This is a genomic window from Rhizobium sp. NZLR1b (assembly GCF_019685155.1).
Lineage (GTDB): Bacteria > Pseudomonadota > Alphaproteobacteria > Rhizobiales > Rhizobiaceae > Rhizobium.
On the sequence record NZ_JABDWC010000037.1, the window covers coordinates 25,472 to 48,758 of the forward strand.

Consider the following 23,287-nt stretch of genomic DNA (forward strand, 5'->3'; position numbering starts at 1 on the left):
CGGTTCGCCGTCCGGAAATGCAACAACAACAATGATATTAAAGGGCCCGGAAAAACCGGGCCCTGATGCGAATATTACTGCTTCGGCGCCGGCGCGACGGGATCACTGCCCGGCTCCGGCTGCTTGTTGGCCTGATCGTAACCCTTGCGCAGCGTCTCGTCGGTGATTTCGATCTTGGCGGAGGCCTTCGCCTTATTCAGAAGCTCAAGATACTTGTCGCGCATGACGAGCTGACGAACCTGATCCTGCACCTGCTCGAAGGGCGGCGGCGCGGCGTCGCGTTTATCCTCGACCTTGATGACGTGATAGCCGAAATCGGTCTTGACGGGCGTCTTGGAATAGGTGCCCTTCTCCAGCGCGAAGGCCGCGTCCTCGAATTCCTTGACCATCCGGCCGCGCGAGAAATAACCGAGATCGCCGCCTTCCGACTTGTTCGGATCGGTGGACTTTTCCTTGGCGAGTTCGGCGAAATCCTTGCCGGCGTCGAGCTGCTTGATGATGTCCTTGGCTTCGTCCTCGGTCTTGACGAGGATATGACGGGCGTGAACTTCCTCCTGCTTCGGCAGAGCAGCGACTTCCTTGTCGTAGCGAGCCTTGACTTCTTCAGGCGTCACGATGTCGACGACATGCTTCTTGAAGTAGGCGTTGTGCAGCTCGCGGTCGGTGAGATACTGCATGCGCTTCTTGAATTCGTCGGTCTGATCGAGCTTCTCGGCCGCAGCGTCGGCGGCGAGCAGCTTCACGTCGATGGCGGCGGAAAGGGCTGCGACCTTCTTTTGGTCATCGGGAAGCTGCGCCAGTTGCGGGTCGAGATTGGCGACGGCGAGGTCGAGTTCCGACTGGTGAATCTCCAGCGTGCCGACCTTGGCGATGACGGCGTCATCGGCATAGGCCGGGGCCTGGAGCGCAACAAAAGTTGCAAACGCCAGTACGGCAAGTTTGTTGGTGCTCAACATGAAATACCCTTCACAGTTACATCGCCGGTTTCAGCATCGCCTGAATCGGCCCAAAATAGCCATCAACACCGGATTGTGGCCTTTCTGTATCCGCCAAATCCGTTGACATCATTCGACCCCCCTCTTATCTGTCACGCAACCTCGCGTCCAGAACAGTTTCCGGGCGTTTTAGCCGCGCGCCTGATTTTCGGCTGGGCCGCGAACAACAAACGTCGGGGATGAATATTTGAGAAAGGACCAGTCATATGGTCAGCTTTGGCGGTCTAGCCCGCAAGTTGTTTGGATCTTCCAATGACCGCCGCGTGCGGTCTTTCCAGCCGAACGTCACTGCCATCAACTCTATCGAAGAGAAGACCAAGGCCCTGACGGACGAGCAGCTCACGGCAAAGACCGTAGAGTTTCGTGCGCTGCTTGCCGAGGGCAAGACGCTCGACGACATTCTGATCCCGGCCTTTGCCGTCGTGCGCGAAGCCTCGCGCCGCGTTCTCGGCCTGCGGCCTTTTGATGTACAGCTGGTCGGCGGCATGATCCTGCATTCGAATGCGATCGCCGAAATGAAGACCGGCGAAGGCAAGACCCTCGTCGCCACCCTGCCGGTCTATCTGAACGCGCTTTCCGGCAAGGGCGTGCACGTCGTCACCGTCAACGATTACCTCGCCCAGCGCGATGCCGCGACCATGGGCCGCGTCTACAGCTTCCTCGGCATGACCACCGGCGTCATCGTCCACGGCCTCTCCGACGAGGAACGTCACGCGGCCTATGCCTGCGACATCACTTACGCCACCAACAACGAACTCGGCTTCGATTATCTGCGCGATAACATGAAGTACGAGAAGAACCAGATGGTCCAGCGCGGCCACAACTTCGCGATCGTCGACGAAGTGGACTCGATCCTCGTCGACGAGGCGCGCACGCCGCTGATCATCTCCGGTCCGCTCGACGACCGCTCCGAACTCTATAATACGATCGACGCCTACATTCCGATGCTGGTGCCTAGCGATTACGAGATCGACGAGAAGCAGCGCTCGGCCAACTTCTCCGAAGAGGGCACCGAGAAGCTGGAAAACCTGCTTCGTCAGGCCGGCCTCTTGAAGGGCAACGCACTCTACGACATCGAGAACGTCGCGATCGTCCACCACGTCAACAACGCGCTGAAGGCCCACAAGCTGTTCCAGCGCGATAAGGACTATATCGTCCGCAACGACGAAGTCGTCATCATCGACGAGTTCACCGGCCGCATGATGCCGGGCCGCCGCTATTCGGAAGGTCAGCACCAGGCGCTCGAAGCCAAGGAAAGGGTGCAGATCCAGCCGGAAAACCAGACGCTGGCGTCGATCACCTTCCAGAACTATTTCCGCATGTACGCCAAGCTCGCCGGCATGACCGGCACGGCGCAGACGGAAGCGGAAGAATTCGCCAACATCTATAATCTCGATGTCATCGAGGTTCCGACCAACCTGCCGATCCAGCGCCTCGACGAAGACGACGAGGTTTACCGGACCTTTGACGAGAAGTTCAAGGCGATCATCGAGGAGATCCTCGACGCCCACAACCGCGGTCAGCCGGTGCTGGTCGGTACCACGTCGATCGAAAAATCCGAACTGCTCGCAGAGCGCCTGCGCAATCAGGGCTTCGACGACTTCAAGGTGCTGAACGCCCGCTATCACGAGCAGGAAGCCTATATCGTCGCCCAGGCCGGCGTGCCCGGTGCCATCACGATCGCCACCAATATGGCCGGCCGCGGCACCGATATTCAGCTCGGCGGCAACCTCGACATGCGCATCGAGCGCGAACTCGGCGAAGTCGAAGCCGGTCCGGAGCGTGACGCCCGGATCCAGGCAATCGTCGAGGAAATCAAGGAACTCAAACAGAAGGCGCTCGCCGCCGGCGGTCTCTACGTCATCGCCACCGAACGCCATGAAAGCCGCCGCATCGACAACCAGCTGCGCGGCCGCTCCGGCCGTCAGGGCGACCCCGGCCGCTCGAAATTCTACCTCTCGCTTCAGGACGACCTGATGCGCATCTTCGGCTCCGACCGCATGGACAGCATGCTGACGAAGCTCGGGCTCAAGGAGGGCGAGGCGATCGTCCATCCGTGGATCAACAAGGCCCTGGAGCGCGCCCAGAAGAAGGTCGAAGCCCGCAACTTCGATATCCGCAAGAACCTGTTGAAGTACGACGACGTTCTCAACGATCAGCGCAAGGTGATCTTCGAGCAGCGCCTCGAACTGATGGAATCGACCAATATTTCCGAAACCGTTTCCGACATGCGTCGTGAGGTGATCGAGGATCTGGTCGAAAAGCACATCCCCGAGCGCGCTTATGCCGAGCAATGGGATGCCGCCGGCCTGAAGACCGGTGCTTTGAACATCCTCAATCTCGACCTGCCGGTTGAGGATTGGGTGAAGGAAGAAGGCATTGGCGAAGACGATATCCGCGAGCGCCTGACGGAAGCCACCAACGCCGCCTTCACAGAAAAGGCCGAGCGTTTCGGCGACGACATCATGCATTATGTCGAACGCTCGGTGGTCATGCAGACGCTCGATCATCTCTGGCGCGAGCACATCGTCAATCTCGACCATCTGCGCTCCGTCATCGGCTTCCGCGGCTATGCCCAGCGCGATCCGCTGCAGGAATACAAGTCGGAAGCCTTCGAGCTGTTCACCGCGCTGCTGAACAATCTGCGCGAGGCGGTGACCGCGCAGCTGATGCGCGTCGAGCTGGTGCAGCAGGCCCCTGTCGAGCCCGAACCGCCGTTGATGCAGGCCCACCACCTGGATCCGACGACCGGCGAGGACGATTTCGCCCCGGCGATCTACCAGGCATCGGAAGTCCTCGTTTCTCCCGAGAACCGCAATCCTGATGACCCGGCCACCTGGGGCAAAGTCGGCCGCAACGAGACCTGCCCCTGCGGTTCCGGCAAGAAATACAAGCATTGCCACGGCGCCTTCGAACAGGTCTGAGGCAAGCCGCAAAGACTGCGGAAATGCCGCCTTCGGGCGGCATTTTCTTTTCTGCGGCAGCGCCGGAAAACCGGAATTACAGTGTCGGGCGGCAAGCCCGATCCGGAACCGTTTCTTAACCCTGTTCTGTCAAGACTTCGGGACGATTTGCCTGACTTTCAGAGTTTTGCGTGTTCATCATGGCGGTCATAGAAACAGCGGAGAAAATGCTGCCCGCGGGCCTGCGCCCGATCGGCGGCCGCGCGTTGCGCATGCTTGCAGCCGTGCTCACCGAACGTGGTGAGAAGGCGGCCGCTCAGCGCATGGCGCTGACGGCCTTCACGATCCGCATCCTTAGCGCGGCACTCGCCTTCGTCTCCCAGATCGTGCTTGCCCGGCTGATGGGCGAATATGAATACGGCATCTTCGTTTTCGTCTGGGTACTGGTCGTCGTCTTCGGCGATCTCTCATGCCTTGGTTTCCACACCGCGATCATCCGCTTCCTGCCGCAATACCGGGCAGCCGGCGCCGTCGAGGAAATCCGCGGCCTGACCGGCACGGCGCGCATCTTTGCATTGCTTTCGGGTACTGCAGTGCTCGCCGCCGGCATGCTCGGGCTGCATTTCTTCGGCGATATGATCCAGGTCTATTATCTCGTCCCGATCTTCCTCGGCCTGCTCGCCATGCCGATGATCGCGCTCGGCGACATTCTGGAAGGCACCTCGCGGGCGAACCACTGGCCGGTGATGGCGCTGAGCCCGGTCTATATTATCCGCCCGATTCTCATCATCGCCTTCATGCTCATCGCCATTGCCAGCGGCGCCGAGCATACGGCCGTCACCGCGATGCAGGCCGCACTCGCCGCGACCTTCGTCACCGCGCTTGGCCAGTATGCCGCAACGCTCTATCGCCTTCGCCGGCATTATGACAAAGGCCCGCACAAGGTCGATTTCCTCGCCTGGTTCAGCGTCGCTTTTCCGATTTTCCTGATCGAGGGCGTCAGCTTCCTGCTCACCAATTCCGATGTCGTCGTTGTCGGCATTTTCCTCGAGCCGCACGACGTCGCTATCTACTTCGCCGCCGCCAAGACGATGGCGCTGGTGCATTTCATCAATTTCTCGGTCAAGGCGGCCTCCGGCCCGCGCTTCTCCTCGATTATCGCCGAAGGCGACCACGCCCAGCTGGCGACCGCCGCCATCGACGCCGCCCGCTGGACCTTCTGGCCGGCGCTCGGTGTTGGACTTGCGGTGCTTGCCGCCGGACATCTTCTGCTGTCGCTCTTCGGCGGCGCCTTCACCTCAGGTTATCTGGTCATGGCGATCCTGCTCGCCGGCATCCTCGCCAAGTCGTTGGTCGGCCCGGCCGAAACGCTGCTGATGATGGCCGGCAGACAGAATATCTGCGTCGCGCTCTACGCCGGCGCGCTGACGGCCAATGTCGGCCTCAACCTTGCTTTGATCCCGCATTACGGCATCGAAGGCACAGCGATCGCCACGGCTTCCGCCATGGCGGTCGAGGCAATCCTGCTGCATCTCGCCGTGCGCCGCACGCTCGGCATCGTCCTTTTCGCCTTCGCCAGCCCCTCCACCGCAACGCCAGAGATGAGAGTTCGATAGATGGTGCGTATTCCTCCCGTTACCGAAAGCACCGACAGCGCTGCCAACCGCATGGTGCATGATCTCGCCGCGCTGCATTTCGAAGCGCCGCGGGCCGAGGCGCGCGCCGAGATCGGACGACCCGGACGCGAGCTCTGCCTCTACCCGGGCAAGCTCGGCTATGAGCTGCAGGAAGAACTCGACTTTCTCTCCCACCGGGCTATGGAACCGAACGTCTTCTTCTCCGGCCGCTTTCTCGCTCCCGCCATGCCGCGGCTCGAAGACCGGCAGGTAAACTTCGCCCTGATCCGCGACCACAATGCCGGCCGCAGCCGCATGCGCTTTCTGATGCCGTTTTCGATCGACAAGCCGGGCTTTGCCGTCGGTCCGTCGATCATCCGCGGCTGGTCGAACAGCTTCGGCCCGCTTGGCACGCCGCTGGTCGACAGCGAGGATGCAGCCGAGACCCTCGACAACCTCTTCGAGGGACTGACCGCGCGCGATCTCAATCTGCCCGGCATACTGGTTCTGCCGGATCTCAGGCTGAACGGCATCTTCGTGCGCATGGTCAAGGCCGTGGCGCTCAGCCGCAATCTTCCCGTCACCGTCACCAATCCCTACTTGCGGCCGATGCTGCAGAGTGACGAAGAGGCGCCGGCCTATCTCGGCCGCACCATCTCTTCCTCGCACATGCGCGAGATGCGCCGCCAGTGGCGTCTGCTGGAGGAACAGGGAACGGCGGTGTATGCCGTCGCCCGCCAGCCCCGCGAAATCCACATCCGTTTCGAGGAATTCCTGGCGATGGAAGCCGGCGGCTGGAAGGGTAAGCGGCGAAGCGCTCTTGTCACCGATCGCTATCATACGGCTTTCGCCCGCGAGGCGGTGTCGAACCTTGCCGCCGTCGACGCCGTGCGTATTCACACGATCGACCTCAACGGCAAGGCGATTGCCGCCATCGTCGTTTTGATGATGGGTGGCGAGGCCTACACCTGGAAGACCGCCTATGACGAGAACTATGCCCGCTATTCGCCGGGCAAGCTATTGATGAGCGAACTCACCGAATGGCATCTCGACGACGCCAATATCGTGCGCTCCGATTCCTGCGCCGTCTCGGATCATCCGATCATGAGCCGCTTCTGGCAGGAGCGCGAGGAGATGGGAACGCTGGTGATCGGCCTGACGCAGAACGGCGACCGCGACATGCGCCAGGTCTCAGCCCAGCTCCACATGTACCGCAGCACCCGCAATATGGCGAAGATGCTGCGCGAGAAGATCATGTCGCTGGCCGGCCGGGGCTAAAGCCCTTTATTTGCATATCGTTCTTCCGGAACCGCTACACACTTCCGGGCGATATGCACTAATCTTCGGCCGCCTCCTTTTCGCGCAGCAGCCGGCGGATCACCTTGCCGGTGGTCGTCAGCGGCAAGGCATCGATGAATTCCACCTCGCGCGGATATTCGTGCATTGAAAGCCGCGTCTTCACCCACTCCCTGATATCGGCGGCCAGCGCTTCGCTTGGATGATGGCCTGGCGACAGAACGATATAGGCCTTGACGATCTCGGTGCGCACCGTATCGGGTTTGCCGACGGCGGCGGCAAGCTGCACGGCGGGATGGCCGATCAGGCAATCCTCGATTTCGGCCGGGCCGATGCGATATCCCGACGAGGTGATGACGTCGTCATCGCGGCCCTCGAAAGTGACGTAACCGTCGGCGTCCTGCCGGCCGATATCGCCGGTAAGCAGCCAGCCTTTGGCGAATTTTCGCGCCGTCGCCGCCGCATCGTCCCAATAGCCGAGGAACATCACGGGATCGGGACTGGCGATAGCGATCTGGCCCGGTTCGCCGACTGGCAAAGCGTCACCCGCTTCGCTGACGATCGCAACGCGATGCCCGGGCACCGCCCGTCCGATGGCGCCCGCCTTGGTGACGCCATGGGCAGCGCTCGAAGCGAGCACGAAATTGCACTCCGTCTGGCCGTAGAATTCGTTGACGGTGATGCCGAGCGTGCGCTGTGCCCATTCATAGGTCTCGCGGCCGAGCGCCTCCCCGGCCGAGCCGATGGTGCGCAGCACCAGATGGTATTTCGAGCGTGGATCCGAAACAGATCGCATCAGCCTCAATGCCGTCGGCGGAATGAAGGCGTTGCGCACCCCCATCTCGGCCATGATCCGATAGGCCATGTCGGCATCGAATTTCTGCGCCGGCGACGAGACGACGGGAACGCCGAGCAGCAGGCTCGGCAGCAGCGCGTTGAGCAGCCCACCCGCCCAGGCCCAGTCGGACGGCGTCCAGACCTTGTCGCCCGCTTTCGGAAAATCCTCATGGGCAAACTGCATGCCGGGAATATGGCCGGGCAGCACACGGTGGCCATGCAGCGCACCCTTCGGCGGCCCCGTCGTTCCCGAAGTGAAGATCATCAATGCGGGATCGTCCGGACCGGTCTTGACGACATCGAAGACGGGAGAATGGCCGTCCACCAATTCGCCGAAGGCGGCTGCATCGGTACTCGCCCCGTCGATGCTGATGAGATGTTTCAGCATCGGCAGCCGATCGCGGATCTGGCGGATGCGTTCGAGACCGAAGCCATTGGTGACGACGGCCACGACGCCTGCCGCCTTCAGCCGGTATTCCAACGCCTCGACGCCGAAGAGCAGCGCCAGCGGCAGCGCGATCGCGCCGCTCTTGTAGATCGCCACATGCGCAATCACCGTCTCGAAGGATTGCGGCAAGAGCAGCGCGACGCGATCGCCACGTTCGATACCAAGCGAAACCAGCGCATTTGCAAAGGCCGAGGAACGGTCGGCGAGCGCGCGATAGGTCAGGGTGCGGTGATGGCCGTCCGGGCTGAAATGTTCGAGGCAGACGCGCTCCGGCGCCCTCGCCGCCCAGTCGTCGCTGACGGCGCGGCCGATATTGAAGCCTTCGGGAATCCGCCACGAGAAATCGCGATAGAGATCGTCGTAGCGATCGTGGGACGGCAGGATCATAGGCGAAATCCGGTGAATGCTGCACCAGCTAACACCTTGTGCTGCAATTGCGCAAGCAGCCGGTCCGGGGCGGCGATGACAGGCCTGGCTTCCGAGCCCATCACGCATTGTTGTGTGCCTGGCAGAACGGTTCTTCGTCGGCCGCCCTGCGACTTTGCCGGTTCCGCGCTAGATCATGGAGGCCATCCCCCGGGGCATGGAATTGGGGGCATCGAATTGGGTGATCAAATTTTAATCGCGGAGTCGTTTCATGGAATACGCAAAATTTGGCAAGACCGGTCTGGAAGTTTCGAAAATCTGCCTGGGCTGCATGACCTTCGGCGATCCCGGCCGCGGCAATCATGCCTGGAGCCTGCGGGAAGAAGAAAGCCGGGCGATGATCAAGCAGGCGATCGACCTCGGCATCAATTTCCTCGACACCGCCAACACCTATTCCAACGGCTCCTCGGAAGAGATCGTCGGCCGTGCTATTAAAGATTTCGCCAAGCGAGAGGACATCGTGCTGGCGACCAAGGTGTTCAATCGCATGCGGCCAGGCCCCAACGGCGCCGGCCTGTCGCGCAAGGCGATCTTCGATGAAATCGACAACAGCCTGCGCCGTCTCGGCACCGACTATGTCGACCTCTATCAGATCCACCGCTTCGATTACACGACGCCGATCGAGGAAACGCTGGAAGCGCTGCACGACGTCGTCAAATCCGGCAAAGCGCGTTATATCGGCGCCTCCTCCATGTATGCGTGGCAATTTGCCAAGGCGCTCTACGTCTCCAGGCTGAACGGCTGGACCGAATTCGTCAGCATGCAGGACCACCTGAACCTGCTCTACCGCGAAGAAGAACGTGAAATGCTGCCGCTCTGCGAAGATCAGAAGATCGCCGTCATCCCCTGGAGCCCGCTTGCCCGCGGCCGACTGACCCGCGACTGGGACGAGGCGACGGCGCGCAGCGAAACCGACGAATTCGGCAAGACGCTCTACACGCAGTCGAGCGATGCAGACCGCAAAATCGTCGAGGCCGTGGCCGAGATCGCCAAGGCTCGCGGCGTCTCCCGCGCCCAGGTCGCAACCGCCTGGATCCTGCAGAAGAGTGCCGTGACCGCCCCGATCATCGGCGCTTCCAAACCGGGCCACCTCAGCGACGCGGTTGCCGCGCTCTCCGTCAAGCTCACCACTGAAGAAATCGCCGCACTGGAAGCACCCTACATCCCGCACGCCGTCGCCGGTTTCAAATAGCCGCCGGCGGGTTTTCAGCCTCAGCGATCAAGGCAGATCCCCTCCGTTTGCGCGGAGGGGAAATCGAAACATCACCATCCTGAGATTATATCCGACTGCCGGGATCGAGCTGCCGGCGCATCGTCACCAGAAACTGCTCGGCAAGCGCCCTGTCCTCCACCGCGCGCGCCAGAATGACGGCGCCCATCATCGATGAGAGGGTCGTCGCGGCATTGGCGCGGCGTTCTTCTTCGGTCTCGCCGGGAACGATATCGGCGAGTGTGTCGACCAGCACGGACAGCCCGTCGCTGAAGACGGCGCGGACAGCACCGCGGCTGCGGCTCACCTCCTGGATCAGCGTCGCGAAGACGCAGCTGCCGCCCGGATCGTCGACCGTGCGCCAGTGGATATAATGGTCGAGCAGCGATTCCAGCGGCCGATCCGGAGAATCGGCGATATGCTCCTTCCAGCGCGTTTCGACCTTGTCGATCAGCTTACGGCTGACCTCCAGCGCCAGGTCGTCCTTCGAAGCGAAATGACCGTAGAAACCGCCATGCGTCAGCCCCGCCGCCTTCATGATGTCGGCGACGCCGACCCCGTCGAAACCGTTCTCGCGGAAGAGCACGCCGGCAACGCCCAGGATTTTCTCTCGGTTTTCGGCAAACTTCTCGCGGCTCACCCGCATTTTTCATCTCCAGAAATAGTCGCTTGACAAAATATATGACGTCCATCATCAATAGGCAACAAATATGATGGCCATCATGTAAATCGATCTTGCATTTTCCCCAAGCTGAATTCGAACGGAATCTCGCCCATGGTTTCCACAGCCCTTGCCTCCTCTCTTGCCCGGCGTAACATCCACTACGGCTGGGTCGTCGCTGCCGCAACCTTTCTCACCATGCTGGTCACCGCAGGCGCCATGGGCGCACCTGGCGTTCTCATCAAGCCGCTGCAGGACGAGTTCGGCTGGGAGACGTCGCAGATCTCCTCAGCCCTTGCCATCCGCCTGATCCTTTTCGGTTTCATGGGCCCGTTCGCCGCCGCCTTCATGAATTATTTCGGCGTGCGCAAGGTCATCGTTTTCGCCCTCACCCTGATCGGCGCTGGCTTCATCGGTTCGCTGTTCATGACCACGCTGTGGCAGCTGCTGCTGCTCTGGGGCATTGTCGTCGGCTTCGGCACCGGCCTGACGGCCATGGTACTCGCCGCAACGATCTCCACCCGCTGGTTCACCAAGCATCGTGGCCTCGTCGTCGGCATGCTTTCGGCAAGTTCGGCCACCGGCCAGCTCGTCTTTCTGCCGCTGATGGCGGAGCTGACGCAACGCTATGGCTGGCGCTCGACGGTGTTTTTTGTCTGCGCCATGATCATGGTCGCAGCCCTTGCCGTGCTAGCCTTCATGCGCGACCGGCCGGCCGACCTCAACTTGCCCGCCCTCGGCGAAACCCAGGTAACGCCGCCGCCGGCAAGCACCTCTCTCGGAGTCGCGCTGATGACGCCAATCACAGTGCTCAGAGACATCTCGAAGACGTCGACTTTCTGGATCCTGTTTGCCACCTTCTTCATCTGCGGCCTCAGCACCAATGGCCTCATCCAGACCCATTTCGTCACCCTCTGCGGCGATTTCGGCATCGTGCCGGTGGCCGCCGCCAGTGTGCTGGCCGTCATGGGCATCTTCGATTTCTTCGGCACCATCGGCTCCGGCTGGCTGTCCGACCGCTTCGACAATCGCTGGCTGCTGTTCTTTTATTACGGCTTTCGCGGCCTGTCGCTGCTCTACCTGCCCTTCAGCGATTTCAGCTTTTACGGCCTCTCCATCTTCGCCGTCTTCTACGGCCTCGACTGGATCGCCACCGTGCCGCCGACCGTCAAGATCGCCGCCGACCGCTTCGGCCGCGAAAAGGCCGGCCTCGTCTTCGGCTGGGTCTTCGCCGGCCATCAGCTGGGAGCCGCCACCGCCGCCTATGGCGCCGGCCTCTCGCGCACGGAGCTTTCGAGTTACCTGCCCGCCTTCTTCATCGCCGGCGCCTTCTGCCTGCTGGCATCGATCCTGGCGATCACGCTGAAGAAGTCCGGCCTGACCGCTCCGGCACCCGCGGCGGCCCATTGATATCAAAAGCATCCGGCCTCGAAACGAGGTCGGATCTCTCTACAGGATCAGTTGGATAACTTCGCTTGCCCGTCTTGCGCGTGCAGGCGCTCACATGTTAGACAGCCGCCCGGTCGTATCCGTTGCCCCATTGGCGGAATTGGTAGACGCGCTCGACTCAAAATCGAGTTTCGAAAGAAGTGCTGGTTCGACTCCGGCATGGGGCACCAGCCTACGCTCTATGAGCTTCGGCTCGGCCAGCCGAAGAGAGCAGCTAAGCGGAGGCTGTCGCGCCGCAGTTCCGTCAGGAATGAAGGCGGACTGGTTCGATAGTTCATCCCGAATACAATTGTGTCGTACCTCCGCATCAACAAACTGACGCGGGAGCACGCAACGAATCCGTATCCGAATAAAACTACTTGTTCTTCAACAGCCACATCTTGCCGGCCATGGTGATGCCGTAGACGTCTTTCGAGACATCGTCATCGAGGTGCCGCCGCTCGAGAAAACCAGGCTCCTTCAGCTCACCCAGCGTCTTGGCGGTGACCGATTTGATTTTCTGAGGCCGCTCTTTCCAACGGTCGGTCTTTGCGTAGGTCACCGTCGCGTTCTGATGCGTCCATTTATTGGCTGGCTGAGGGTAAAGGTCTCCATCCCTGGCGAGTTTCAGTGCGGCAATCTGGGACGGCGTAAGCTCAATCATACTAAAAGATCCTGTGCAGGTGTTGTTTGCGCTGGGAATGCGCTTGTACCAAAGGCGTGCTCATAACACCGACGGACGAGTTTCACCACTGCATTGCGATATTCGCGCCACGAAAGGCGAAAACCCGGCTCATTGGAACCGGGCTTCGCCTTCGTCGGGTAATCCTGGTCAATCGCAACGCCGGACCGTCTTGGTAACCTCGCCTTCGTCGGTCTGTCGGGTGACGCTCCTGGTTTCGCAGCCATAGTCGCGATAGCGGCGGTGCTCGCGTTCGCGCACCGCACCGAAAGTGACGCCACGCTCGCTGATGGTGATGCCGGGTCGTACCCGCTCATGACGATAGCCGTCGTCATAGGAACGCTCCCGGACATAGACGCTGTCGGCGAGAACAGGCGCTGCAAACGAGCAGGCGGCAAGGGCCGCTACAGTACAATTCAGGATGATCTTCCGCATGTCGTTTCTCCTTTCTTGATGAAAGAGCAACGAGACAAGAGACAAGTGGTTCCAACATCGCCGGAGGCCCGACCTTGCGGCAGACGAGTTCCGGGCCTCACGGGCAAGACCGCAAACAAGGGCAGCGCACCCAAATCAACTGTTTAATTCCGCTTGCACTTCGTACAGAGTGGCCGCCGCAATCACAGGAAGGGTCAGACGTGCATCAGGAAGTAGGGCTCATCGCGACGGTTGCCGTCAGTTTCGTTTTCGCGGCGGTCCTGGGGTATGCTGCTGACCGGCTTCGGCTGCCGCCGCTGGTCGGCTACCTGATGGCCGGTATCCTGATGGGGCCGTTCACGCCGGGCTTCGTCGCCGATACCGCCCTTGCCGGTCAACTCGCCGAAATGGGCGTCATCCTTCTGATGTTCGGCGTCGGCCTGCATTTTTCCGCCTCCGACCTGCTGGCCGTGCGTGGCATCGCCGTGCCGGGCGCGATCGGGCGCATCATCCTCGCCACCCTCATGGGCATCGGCCTTTGCAAACTCTGGGGCTGGAGCCTCGGTGCCGGCATCGTCCTGGGCCTGAGCCTGTCTGTGGCGAGCACCGTCGTTCTGCTGAAGGCGCTGGAGGAGCGCAATCTCGTCAACGCGCCGAGCGGGCGCGTCGCCGTTGGCTGGCTGATCGTCGAGGATCTGGTGATGGTGCTGGCGCTAGTGCTGCTGCCGGCCCTTGCAGAACTTCTGGGTGGCAATGCCGTCGCTACGGCCAACCACGGCCTCGGCGAGCTTTCCCTGGTGCTGACGATCGGCCTGACGCTGCTGAAGGTTATGGGTTTCGCCGCCATGGCGATCTTCCTCGGCCCGCGCATCGTGCCCTGGCTGCTGACGATGGTCGCCCGCACCGGCTCGCGCGAACTCTTCACGCTGACGGTACTGGCGATCGCCCTCGGCATCGCCTTCGGCTCGGCGGCGATCTTCGGCGTCTCCTTCGCGCTCGGCGCCTTTTTTGCCGGCGTCGTCATGAGCGAATCCCAGCTCAGCCACAGGGCAGCGGCCGACTCGCTGCCGTTGCAGAATGCCTTCTCCGTGCTGTTCTTCGTCTCCGTCGGCATGCTCTTCGACCCATCGATCCTGGTGCGCCAGCCGCTGGCGGTGATCGGCGCGCTGGCGCTCATCATCCTCGGCAAGGGCATCATCACCTTCACGATCGTCATGCTGCTGCGATATCCGATCGGCCTGGGGCTGACCTTGGCCGGCGGCCTTGCCCAGATCGGCGAATTCTCCTTCATCCTCGCCGGCCTCGGTGTCTCGCTTGGGCTGCTGCCGCATGAGGGCCAGGATCTGATCCTTGCTGCGGCAATCCTGTCGATCACACTCAATCCCATCGTAATCTTCGCGACCGACGGGCTGAAGAAATATATCCATTCGAAATGGCCCTCCCTTTGGGAAAGCTACGGCAGGAAGAGGCAGAAGGCGCTCGGCAAGGAACTGGAAAAAATCAAGGCGCTCGGTGAGGAGCGCGAACGCGAGCATCAACTGAAGATGCAGCAGCTGATCGAGACTTTCCCGCTATTCTCTGAGGTCGACGAAGACGCGCAAGAGGAACTGCTGCTGCTCTTCAAGGCGAAATCCGCGCCGCCCGGCGAGCGCGTCATCCGCCGCGGCGATCGCGGCGACGGCATGTATTTTATCTCATCGGGAGCGGTGGAAGTCCGCCTCGCCAGTGGCGCGATCCGCCTGGAGCCCGGTGCCTTTTTCGGCGAAATGGCGCTTCTGACCGGCGGACGGCGCACTGCCGACGTCATTGCCGTCGACTTCTGCCAGTTCGAGGTGCTCGAGCGGCGCGACTTCAACATGTTCATGGCGCGTCATCCCAATTTGCGCGCCGCAGTCAGCGAAATGGCCCAGAAACGCACGGAGATGAACGACCAGCGTCAGCAATGGGAAAAATCGATGGATCTCTCATGACGCAACATGGGCGCATGTCTCGGCGATAGCACGATTGCTCAGCCTGCCGGCCAATAGCCATCGGCGCGGAAATCCTCCGGGATCGGATCGAGTCGCGACAAGCTCTCGGCCGCAAAATCGATCTGCAGCGACAGGTATTGAAGAGACGCCAGCATCGGCACGCCGGTCGCGAACTCCCGGATGCGCGAGAGATGATAGCCGCTGGCACTCAACCGCCGCGCCGCCTCCCGGCGCACGTCGTCTCGGCTCGGCCCGCCGCCCTCTTCGAACCGCTCAACCATGTGCACGGCCTGCCCGCGGCCGCCTTCAATCACTTTGAACATGCTCATGCCACCCTGCAGTCGCCCCAATTCGGCTGGAGCATGATGTCTTAAGAAAACCGCCCACAGTTTTCGGTATCATGCTCTGAGACAGCTTGCCGGAGAATCGCCGATTCGCCATCCCATGAAATCTTGGGAGAGGCGCCGATGCCCCACATCACGAAAATTTTTGGACAGGGGTGGCACGAAGGACACGGGCAAGCATTTACAGCGCCGCACACGCCCCCTAAAGCTTTTCGCACTGCAACAGGAAGGGAACGGAATGCTCCGCAGACTTTACGACTGGACCATGTCTTTGGCCTCGCGCAAATCGGCCGAAGTCTGGCTCGCCGTCATCGCCTTCGTCGAAAGCTCCATCTTTCTCGTCCCCGCCGATGTGCTTTTCCTGCCGATGGCGCTTGCCAAGCCGGAGCGCTCCTATCGCTACGCGTTGATCGCGACCATCGCTTCCGTGCTCGGCGGCATCGCCGGCTGGGCGCTCGGCTATTACGCCTATGAGACGGTGGCCCGGCCGGTTCTCGAATTCTACGGCAAGCTCGACGCCTTCGAGCAGATGAAAGCCTATGTCACCTACGAGACGATCCTGCTGCTGCTTGTCACATCAGGTGTTGCGCATCTGCCGCCGATCAAGATCGTCACAATCCTGTCCGGCGTCATTCACGTCAATCTGGGCCTTTTCATTGTTTCGGCGATCGTTGCGCGCGGGGCGCGTTTCCTCTTCCTCGCCTGGCTGCTGCGCCGCTACGGCGAACCGATCCGGGACTTCATCGAGAAGCGCCTCGGCCAGATCGTCGGCTTCGGTGCAACTGCCGTGATCGTTTTATACATCGCCTACCGCTACCTCGCTCACTAGAACATAAGGTTGTCCGAAAACCGCTCGCGCTTTTCGGCATCGTGCCACTAAGCCAACTTCGCGGAGTTCCGCCATGACTGCCACTTCCTCGCCGCTCGCCCGCCCCGGGTTTGTCTATTCCATATTGCTCGCCATCGGCATGGCGGCCGCGGTCGGCACGGCGCTTGGTTTCCAATATATCGGCGGCTACATTCCCTGCGCACTCTGCCTGCTGCAGCGCCAGCCTTATTATTACGCCATCCCGATCGCCATCCTCGCAGCGATTTCGGAACTCGTCGGCCTGCCGAACTGGATCACCCGCGCGCTCATTCTTGCCGCCGGCATGCTAATGCTGGTCACCGCGGGCATGGGCGTCTATCACGCCGGCGTCGAATGGCATTTCTGGGCCGGCCCGGCCACCTGCTCGACGACGGCCAGCAGCATGACGACCAATGCCGGCGATCTGCTCGGCGAACTCAACACGATCAAGGGCCCATCCTGCACCGATGCAGCACTCAGGGTGCTCGGCCTGTCTTTTGCGGGCTGGAACGTGATTGCCGGAATTCTGCTCGCAGCCTTCGCCTTCGCAGGCGTTCGCAAAGCCGCTTGATCAAGGCTGCAGTTCGGTATCCCAGTAGAGATAGTCGAGCCAGCTGTCATGCAGATAGTTTGGCGGGAACAGCCTGCCGTTATTGTGCAGATCCTGCACCGTCGGCTGATAGGGCTTCTGCGACGGGAACATGCTTGCCTGCTTGGGAAGCTTGCTGCCCTTGCGCAGATTGCAGGGCGAACAGGCTGCCACGACATTCTCCCAGGTGGTCTCGCCGCCATGGGCGCGCGGGATGACGTGGTCGAAGGTCAGATCGTCATGGGCGCCGCAATACTGGCATTCGAACCGGTCGCGCAGGAACACGTTGAACCGGGTGAAAGCGGGATTGCGGGACGGCTGAACGTAGGTCTTGAGACACACGACACTCGGAAGCCGCATCGAGAAACTCGGCGAGGAAACCGAATGCTCGTATTCCGCGATGATGTTCACGCGGTCGAGAAATACCGCCTTGATCGCGTCCTGCCAGGACCACAGCGACAAGGGATAATAACTCAGTGGCCGGAAGTCAGCGTTCAGGACGAGCGCTGGCAGGGCCTGTGGGGAGACTGCAATCGTCAAGGGACTCTCCTGATCGATTCGGCATCTGCACCTGTATATTAGGCCGGTTGTTACAGGATTGTGAAGTCCAATAAATTCAGAGGATAAAGGCAATTTGAAGAGTGTTGCCGATCAGCTGGTCGGCACCATGTCGCGGCGCGTTTTCGCGGCGTAATAGGCCCAGAAAAGCCGGGCCGCCACGGAGCGCCACGGCGACCAGGGTTCCGCCAAGGCAGCCAGAGCCTTTGCTTCAGGCCGGGCCGCGAGACCGAATGCCGCGCCGACGGCATTCTGAAGCGCGACATCGCCGGCCGGAAAGACATCGGCATGGCCGCCGCAGAACATCAGATAGACCTCCGCCGTCCACGGACCGACGCCCTTCAGCGCGGTGAGTTCGCCAAGCGCTTCTTCAGGCGGCATCAGGCAGAGCCCGGAAAGATCGAGGCGGCCGGAGGCAACGGCTTCGGCGATCCGCGACAGGGTCTCAGCCTTGGCGCGTGACAGGCCGAATTCACGCCAGGCCTCGGCGTGAAGCAGCGCATAGCCCTCGGCGGTCAAAAGACCGTCCGCCGGCAGCATGCGCCGCCAGATCGCCTCGGCACTGGCGCGCGATACCATTTGTGAGACGATGATATGGGCAAGGCCGGCAAAACCCGGTTCGCGCAACCGCAGCGGAACGGGCCCTGCATCCACCGCGATCGGCACAAGGCGTGGATCGACACGAAGCAGTGCTTCGAGCCCCCGGCTGACGTCGTCTTCGTTGCGGATGATCTGCACATCGCCTCGCAGTGGTTCAAAACCTAAATCCATGGCAGAAGAAAGCATGACCACGAGCGAGCGTCAAAAACCTGTCTTTCGTTTTGCGCCGAGTCCCAACGGACAGTTGCATCTCGGCCATGCCCTCTCGGCTCTCCTGAACCGCGACATGGCGGCGATCGCGCGTGGGCGCCTGCTGCTGCGCATCGAGGATATCGACCAGGCGCGCTGCACTCCAGAGTTCGAGGCCGGCATCCTGAGCGATCTCGACTGGCTTGATATCGGCTGGGAAAGCCCGGTGCGGCGCCAGTCGGAACATTTCCCCGAATATCAGGCAGTACTGCACGCGCTGATCGAGCGCGGCCTGGTCTATCCGGCCTTCCTGACCCGAGGCGAGGTGAAGGCGCGCGTCGCTGCCTATGAGGCGGCCGGTGAATCCTGGCCGCGCGATCCCGACGGCACGCCACACTATCCCGCAAACGATCGCGAGCGCCCGGAAGACGAGTGGCGGGAAATGCTGACCTCGGGAAAGAAACATGCCTGGCGGCTCGATATGCGCAAGGCGCTGGACCTGATCGGCGAACTGCTGTTCTGGACCGAAACCGGCGACGGCAGATCGGGCGAGATCGCCGCCGACCCCGAAGTCTGGGGCGATGTCATCCTGTCGCGCTCGGACGCCCCGTCGAGCTATCATCTTTCAGTCGTCGTCGACGATGCGCTGCAGGGCGTCACCCACGTCGTGCGCGGCCTCGACCTCTTCCCCGCGACATCGGTGCACCGCCTGCTGCAGGTGTTGCTCGACCTGCCGCAACCGATCTATCACCATCACCGTCTCATTCTCGATGCGGCCGGCCGCAAGCTTTCGAAAAGCGACGGCGACAGCGGGCTTGGCGAATTGCGCGCCCGCGGCATGTCATGGGCCGATATTCGCCGCCTTGTCGGGCTCTGATGCCCGTTCGGCACGCTCTCTGCCGACGATCGAAAGCGTGTGGGAGAACATCCGGAAGACGCGGAATTTGATCAGCGCTGCATTGATCTCCGCCCCGATGATGAAGATGACGCCGATCATGTAGAGGAAGATCAGCACGATCATGACCGAGGCGAGGCCGGCATAGGTTGCGGTATAATTGGCGAAGGTCGCCAGATAATAGGCAAAGATCAGCGCGCCGGCGAGCCAGAGAAGCAGGGTCAGCAGCACGCCCGGGATGACATCAAAGACCCGCCGCTTGCCTGCCGGCAACCAGAGATGCATGACCAGCAATCCGACCGTCAGAACCACCAGCGTGCCGTAAATGCGCCAGCTGAAGACGATGTCGAGCGTGTCGGCAAACAGCGGAAACCAGTTCCTGGCATAATCGAGCGCCAGCGGCACGGCGACCAGCAGGATGCTGATCGCCGCAAAGATGATCACCGCGATCAGCACATAGCCGAGGCTCGCGAGTCGGGTGAAATACCACGGTCTCGTCTCCTGCACCCGGTAGGCGCGGTTGAGCGAGATGCGCAGCGCCTCGACGCCGTTCGAGGCGAAATAGGCGGCCGCCAGCACCGAGATCGTCAGCAGCCCGCCGCGCGGAATTGTCAACACCTGCAGCACCTGGTCGGCGAGCGGCTTGGCAATCGCCTCGGGCCAGGTGTCGAAGATCAGATGGATGGCGGTCGAGGAAAATTGATCGGCGCCGAGGAAGCTTGCAAGCGCCGTGCCGAAGATCAGGAAGGGGAAAACCGCAAGCAGGCTGGACAGCGCCACATGGCTCGCCATGGCAAAGCCGTCGTCCTCGATCATATGACAGATCGCGTCGTAGACCACGTCGTAGATCGTGCGCAGCGCCTTCGGCATTCCGTCTCCGGCTTTCCAGATTGTATCCTCTGGCCGAATATGGGAAACGAGTCCCATTTTGTACAGGAATCATTCCATGGCGGGAGAGCGTACCATCGTCGTGACCGGATGCTCGTCCGGCATCGGCGCTCATTGCGTGCGGGCTCTGAAAGCCGATGGCTGGCGCGTCTTTGCGACGGTGCGCAAGGCGGAAGACCTGCCGGGGCTGGAGGCAGACGGCATTGAAGCCTTGCTGATGGACTATGCCAGGTCCGAGACGATTTCGGAGCTGGTCGACGCGGTCCTGGAACGCAGCGGCGGCCGCATCGACGCGCTTTTCAACAATGGCGCCTACGGCCAGCCGGGCGCCGTCGAAGATCTTTCGACGGCCGCGTTGCGCGCCCAGTTCGAGGCGAATTTCTTTGGCTGGCACGAACTGACGCGGCAGATCATCCCGGCGATGCGCAAACGCCGAGAGGGGCGGATCGTGCAGTGCTCGTCGATCCTCGGCGTCGTGCCCTATCGCTATCGCGGCGCCTACACCGCTTCCAAATTCGCGCTCGAAGGCCTCAGCATCACCTTGCGCATGGAGCTACAGGGCAGTGGCATCCATGTGAGCCTGATCGAGCCGGGACCGATCGCCACGCGTTTCACCGCCAACGCGCTCGCAAAGATCAAGGAGCATATCGACCTTGAGAATTCGCCGCACGCGGCCGACTATGTCAAGCAACTGGCAAGACTTAATGGATCTGGCCCGGTCAGCCGCCATAAGCTTGGCCCGGAAGCAGTCTATTCCGTATTGAAACACGCATTGAACTCGAAAAATCCAAGGCCACATTATCCTGTAACGACTCCGGCCAAGCAGGGCATGTTCCTGAAGCGGCTGCTTCCGGCAGACCTCTTCTACCGCCTGATGCGCTGGACGGACTGAGAAAGCTGAATGCCATGTCCACGGTCACCTATATCCTTGCGATCATCGTCATGGGCGCCGTCGCCCTCGTCCTGATCCGCGGCCTCTTCAATATGATGAAGGGCGGCGATGCCAACCGTTCCAACAAGCTGATGCAGCTTCGCGTCCTGCTACAGGCAATCGCCGTCGTCCTGATCATGGTGACGCTCTGGCTGACCGGTGGTGGCCGGCCGACGTGACCGGGCAATCTAACGACAGAGGGATAAAATTGGGTACTATCGTCTCCTCGAACTCCCTCATTCCTGTGCTCGTCACAGGAATCCAGCCACCGCGCGTCCGCGCGGTGAATAACAAAATCAGACGTTCAAAAGCCTCTCCCGCGCCCAAAGACCTGGGCGCGGTGGATTCCTGTGACGAGCACAGGAATGAGGGAGGTGAGGCCATGCACGACGCGGTGGTTCTGTACGCAGCGGCAAATTTTGCGACAATGCCAACTCCACCTTCCGTCACCCCAGGCCTTGAGCCGAGGATCCGTGCCACGACTGCTAGTGAATGCCATGTGGATGCTCGGGTTAAGCCCGAGCATGACGAAGGGTGGAGTGGTTCAGCCTTCCCACCAATAGGCGGTGCGGCATGGTAAAACTCAACAAGATCTACACCAAAACCGGCGATGACGGCACCACAGGGCTGGTTTCCGGGCCGCGCCGGACAAAGGACGATCTCCGCGTCGAGGCCTATGGCACGATCGACGAAGCCAATTCCGCCATCGGCCTGGCGCGACTGCACACGGCCGGCTTGCCCGAGCTCGACGCTATGCTGATGTCGATCCAGAACGACCTCTTCGATCTCGGCGCCGATCTCGCCACACCCGATACCGGCGAGCCGCCGGCCTACGAACCGCTGCGGATCGTCGAGGCGCAGGTCGACCGCGTGGAACGCGAAATCGACCAGTTGAATGCCGGCCTGGAACCGCTGAAATCCTTCATCCTGCCGGGCGGCAGCCCGGCCGCCGCACATCTGCATCTTGCCCGGACGATTGCGCGGCGCGCCGAACGTTTGATGGTGGCGCTTGCCCGCACCGACGGTGAAATCGTCAGCGAGGCAGCGATGAAATATGTCAATCGGCTCTCCGATTTCTTCTTCGTCGCCGCGCGTCATGCAAATGATCGCGGCCATGCGGATGTGCTTTGGGTTCCGGGAAAAAACAGATAGGCTTGCCGCGGTCGCGATCGCCGGGGGGCCTTATGTTCATACCTTTTCACGACGCCAATACGCTGAAATATATCAAGGTTCAGTGGGTGACGCTCTCACTGATCGCATTGAATGTCGCGGTCTGGCTTGTGACCAGCCTGGAGAGCGAGCAGGCCGCCCAGGCGACGACCGTCGGGCTCGGCTATATCCCGGCGATCGCCTTCGGTGACGCGGTGCTGGCGCAGGGGCTGGAAATCGTGCCGGAACCGCTGACCTACCTCACCTATGCCTTCGTCCATTCCGGCTTCTGGCATCTGGCGTCCAACATGATTTTTCTCTGGGTCTTTGGCGACAATGTCGAGGACGCGATGGGACACTTGCGCTTCCTGATTTTCTACGTCGTCTGTGCAGCCGCCGGCGCGCTCTGCCACGGTCTGCTGGCCATGGCCTCGCAGGCACCGCTGGTTGGAGCCTCGGGGGCGATCTCCGGCGTCGTCGCCGCCTATGTCATGCTGCATCCGCGCGTCAAGGTCTGGGTGCTGGTATTCTTCCGTTTGCCCCTGCCCTTGCCTGCCTTCATCCCGCTGCTTTTGTGGATCGGCCAGCAGTTCTTCATGCTGGCGATCGCACCGGATGGCGATGTTTCCTGGGGCGCGCATGTCGGCGGCATCCTTGCCGGGGCTCTTCTGATCCTGGTGTTGCGCCGACCCGGTGTACCGCTGTTCGACCGGGAGATCGTCACGCCCCGCGCCGTGAGAAGCGATCCTGGCGCCGGCCCTGCCATCGCCGCCGGCACGGATGGGCGCACTGCGCAGCGCCTTCCCTGGGGCCGACGCTGACAACAATATTGACGTGAACGTAAACGTTCATATATTGCCCGGCGAATCGTCTACCGGCGGCATAGAAGCGTTGTATTTGGAGGAAAAGCGCGTATCGATGTCGCCATTCGACAATCGGAGCGGCGCGCGAGCGGGCATTTTCGTTGAAGCCAGTTTCCCGTGAAGGAAGGACCCCCCATGAAGATTCTCGTGCCCGTCAAACGGGTCGTCGACTACAACGTCAAGATCCGGGTGAAGCCGGACGGCACGGGTGTCGAGCTTGCCAATGTGAAGATGTCGATGAACCCGTTCGACGAAATCTCGGTGGAAGAGGCGCTGCGGCTGAAGGAAGCCGGCAGGTGCGAGGAAGTGATCGTCGTTTCGATCGGTCCGGCCAAGGCCGAAGAGACGCTGCGGACCGCCCTTGCCATGGGCGCCGACCGGGCGATCCTGGTCGAGACCGACGATGCCGTCGAGCCGCTCGCCGTCGCCAAGATCCTCAAGGGCATCGTTGATGCCGAGCAGCCGGGTCTTGTCATCGTCGGCAAGCAGGCGATCGACGACGATTCGAACCAGACCGGCCAGATGCTGGCAGCACTGCTGGGGTCCGC

Annotated in this window: 22 protein-coding genes, 1 tRNA gene and 1 pseudogene; 15 read left to right on the top strand and 9 right to left on the bottom strand. The window is 61.5% G+C overall.

The genetic code is table 11. The features are described from left to right. Positions 1-74: 74 nt before the first annotated feature. Positions 75-956, bottom strand: a complete 882-nt coding sequence (locus HJB84_RS31730; RefSeq protein ID WP_207581964.1) for a peptidylprolyl isomerase — start codon at positions 954-956, stop codon at positions 75-77. Positions 957-1,201: 245 nt separating this feature from the next. Between HJB84_RS31730 and secA the strand changes: the two genes are divergently transcribed. The 3 genes from secA to HJB84_RS31745 all read left to right on the top strand — a co-directional run bounded on the left by secA (position 1,202) and on the right by HJB84_RS31745 (position 6,792). Continuing rightward, positions 1,202-3,919: a preprotein translocase subunit SecA gene (gene secA, locus HJB84_RS31735; RefSeq protein ID WP_207581965.1), complete on the top strand. Its 2,718-nt coding sequence runs from the start codon at positions 1,202-1,204 to the stop codon at positions 3,917-3,919. Positions 3,920-4,098: 179 nt separating this feature from the next. Beyond that, positions 4,099-5,514 (top strand): lipopolysaccharide biosynthesis protein, encoded by a 1,416-nt coding sequence (locus tag HJB84_RS31740; RefSeq protein ID WP_221117838.1) that lies wholly within the window; start codon positions 4,099-4,101, stop codon positions 5,512-5,514. Continuing rightward, the gene (locus tag HJB84_RS31745) at positions 5,515-6,792 is read left to right on the top strand and encodes a GNAT family N-acetyltransferase (RefSeq protein ID WP_207581967.1); all 1,278 of its coding nucleotides are present in this window, start codon (positions 5,515-5,517) and stop codon (positions 6,790-6,792) included. Between the two features lie 58 nt (positions 6,793-6,850). Here HJB84_RS31745 and HJB84_RS31750 read toward each other — a convergent pair whose 3' ends face one another. Beyond that, a complete protein-coding gene (locus HJB84_RS31750; RefSeq protein ID WP_221117839.1) occupies positions 6,851-8,482 on the bottom strand; it encodes an AMP-binding protein in 1,632 nt (543 codons plus the stop codon). A gap of 250 nt (positions 8,483-8,732) precedes the next feature. Between HJB84_RS31750 and HJB84_RS31755 the strand changes: the two genes are divergently transcribed. Continuing rightward, a complete protein-coding gene (locus HJB84_RS31755; protein WP_207581969.1) occupies positions 8,733-9,713 on the top strand; it encodes an aldo/keto reductase in 981 nt (326 codons plus the stop codon). An 85-nt stretch (positions 9,714-9,798) separates the two neighbouring features. Here the strand turns inward: HJB84_RS31755 and HJB84_RS31760 are convergent, their stop codons facing one another. Continuing rightward, the gene (locus HJB84_RS31760; RefSeq protein WP_207581970.1) at positions 9,799-10,377 is read right to left on the bottom strand and encodes a TetR/AcrR family transcriptional regulator; all 579 of its coding nucleotides are present in this window, start codon (positions 10,375-10,377) and stop codon (positions 9,799-9,801) included. 129 nt (positions 10,378-10,506) lie between these two features. Between HJB84_RS31760 and HJB84_RS31765 the strand changes: the two genes are divergently transcribed. Together HJB84_RS31765 and HJB84_RS31770 are read left to right on the top strand one after the other, a co-directional pair. Next, a complete protein-coding gene (locus HJB84_RS31765; RefSeq protein WP_221117840.1) occupies positions 10,507-11,802 on the top strand; it encodes an MFS transporter in 1,296 nt (431 codons plus the stop codon). A gap of 124 nt (positions 11,803-11,926) precedes the next feature. Next, a tRNA-Leu gene (locus tag HJB84_RS31770) sits at positions 11,927-12,011 on the top strand. A gap of 185 nt (positions 12,012-12,196) precedes the next feature. Here HJB84_RS31770 and HJB84_RS31775 read toward each other — a convergent pair. Both HJB84_RS31775 and HJB84_RS31780 read right to left on the bottom strand, forming a co-directional pair. Then, positions 12,197-12,484, bottom strand: a complete 288-nt coding sequence (locus HJB84_RS31775) for a hypothetical protein (RefSeq protein ID WP_097622071.1) — start codon at positions 12,482-12,484, stop codon at positions 12,197-12,199. A 168-nt stretch (positions 12,485-12,652) separates the two neighbouring features. Further along, positions 12,653-12,937, bottom strand: coding sequence for a hypothetical protein (locus HJB84_RS31780; protein WP_207581972.1), 285 nt, complete (start codon positions 12,935-12,937; stop codon positions 12,653-12,655). A 200-nt stretch (positions 12,938-13,137) separates the two neighbouring features. Here HJB84_RS31780 and HJB84_RS31785 point away from each other — a divergent pair, with 200 nt between their 5' ends. Then, on the top strand, positions 13,138-14,886 hold the full coding sequence (locus HJB84_RS31785; protein ID WP_207581973.1) for a cation:proton antiporter: 1,749 nt from the start codon (positions 13,138-13,140) through the stop codon (positions 14,884-14,886). A gap of 38 nt (positions 14,887-14,924) precedes the next feature. On the opposite strand, the gene HJB84_RS31790 is transcribed toward HJB84_RS31785, so the two are convergent. Next, positions 14,925-15,215 (bottom strand): hypothetical protein, encoded by a 291-nt coding sequence (locus HJB84_RS31790; protein ID WP_207581974.1) that lies wholly within the window; start codon positions 15,213-15,215, stop codon positions 14,925-14,927. Positions 15,216-15,468: 253 nt separating this feature from the next. Here HJB84_RS31790 and HJB84_RS31795 point away from each other — a divergent pair, with 253 nt between their 5' ends. Both HJB84_RS31795 and HJB84_RS31800 read left to right on the top strand, forming a co-directional pair. After that, complete coding sequence (locus HJB84_RS31795) at positions 15,469-16,059, top strand: YqaA family protein (protein ID WP_207581975.1); 591 nt, start codon at positions 15,469-15,471, stop codon at positions 16,057-16,059. Between the two features lie 73 nt (positions 16,060-16,132). Further along, a complete protein-coding gene (locus tag HJB84_RS31800; protein WP_207581976.1) occupies positions 16,133-16,648 on the top strand; it encodes a disulfide bond formation protein B in 516 nt (171 codons plus the stop codon). Here HJB84_RS31800 and HJB84_RS31805 read toward each other — a convergent pair whose 3' ends face one another. Next, positions 16,649-17,206, bottom strand: a complete 558-nt coding sequence (locus tag HJB84_RS31805; RefSeq protein WP_007632738.1) for an HNH endonuclease — start codon at positions 17,204-17,206, stop codon at positions 16,649-16,651. Positions 17,207-17,317: 111 nt separating this feature from the next. After that, complete coding sequence (locus tag HJB84_RS31810) at positions 17,318-18,010, bottom strand: DNA-3-methyladenine glycosylase (RefSeq protein WP_207581977.1); 693 nt, start codon at positions 18,008-18,010, stop codon at positions 17,318-17,320. On the opposite strand from HJB84_RS31810, the gene gluQRS reads away from it, so the two are divergent. Further along, positions 18,009-18,890, top strand: coding sequence for a tRNA glutamyl-Q(34) synthetase GluQRS (gluQRS, locus tag HJB84_RS31815; RefSeq protein ID WP_207581978.1), 882 nt, complete (start codon positions 18,009-18,011; stop codon positions 18,888-18,890). The genes HJB84_RS31810 and gluQRS overlap by 2 nt on opposite strands. On the opposite strand, the gene HJB84_RS31820 is transcribed toward gluQRS, so the two are convergent. After that, complete coding sequence (locus HJB84_RS31820; RefSeq protein WP_207581979.1) at positions 18,855-19,778, bottom strand: YihY/virulence factor BrkB family protein; 924 nt, start codon at positions 19,776-19,778, stop codon at positions 18,855-18,857. The genes gluQRS and HJB84_RS31820 overlap by 36 nt on opposite strands. Before the next feature lie 76 nt (positions 19,779-19,854). Between HJB84_RS31820 and HJB84_RS31825 the strand changes: the two genes are divergently transcribed. The 5 genes and pseudogenes from HJB84_RS31825 to HJB84_RS31845 form a co-directional block, all read left to right on the top strand. Beyond that, complete coding sequence (locus tag HJB84_RS31825; RefSeq protein ID WP_221117841.1) at positions 19,855-20,688, top strand: SDR family oxidoreductase; 834 nt, start codon at positions 19,855-19,857, stop codon at positions 20,686-20,688. A 14-nt stretch (positions 20,689-20,702) separates the two neighbouring features. After that, positions 20,703-20,906 carry a twin transmembrane helix small protein gene (locus tag HJB84_RS31830; RefSeq protein WP_207581981.1) on the top strand — a complete coding sequence of 68 codons (204 nt, stop codon included), beginning with the start codon at positions 20,703-20,705 and terminating at the stop codon, positions 20,904-20,906. Between the two features lie 394 nt (positions 20,907-21,300). Then, positions 21,301-21,879 (top strand): cob(I)yrinic acid a,c-diamide adenosyltransferase, encoded by a 579-nt coding sequence (locus HJB84_RS31835; RefSeq protein WP_207581982.1) that lies wholly within the window; start codon positions 21,301-21,303, stop codon positions 21,877-21,879. A 32-nt stretch (positions 21,880-21,911) separates the two neighbouring features. After that, positions 21,912-22,697, top strand: coding sequence for a rhomboid family intramembrane serine protease (locus HJB84_RS31840; protein ID WP_207581983.1), 786 nt, complete (start codon positions 21,912-21,914; stop codon positions 22,695-22,697). A 177-nt stretch (positions 22,698-22,874) separates the two neighbouring features. Beyond that, positions 22,875-23,287 (top strand): annotated as a pseudogene (locus HJB84_RS31845) (electron transfer flavoprotein subunit beta/FixA family protein); the annotation flags it as partial.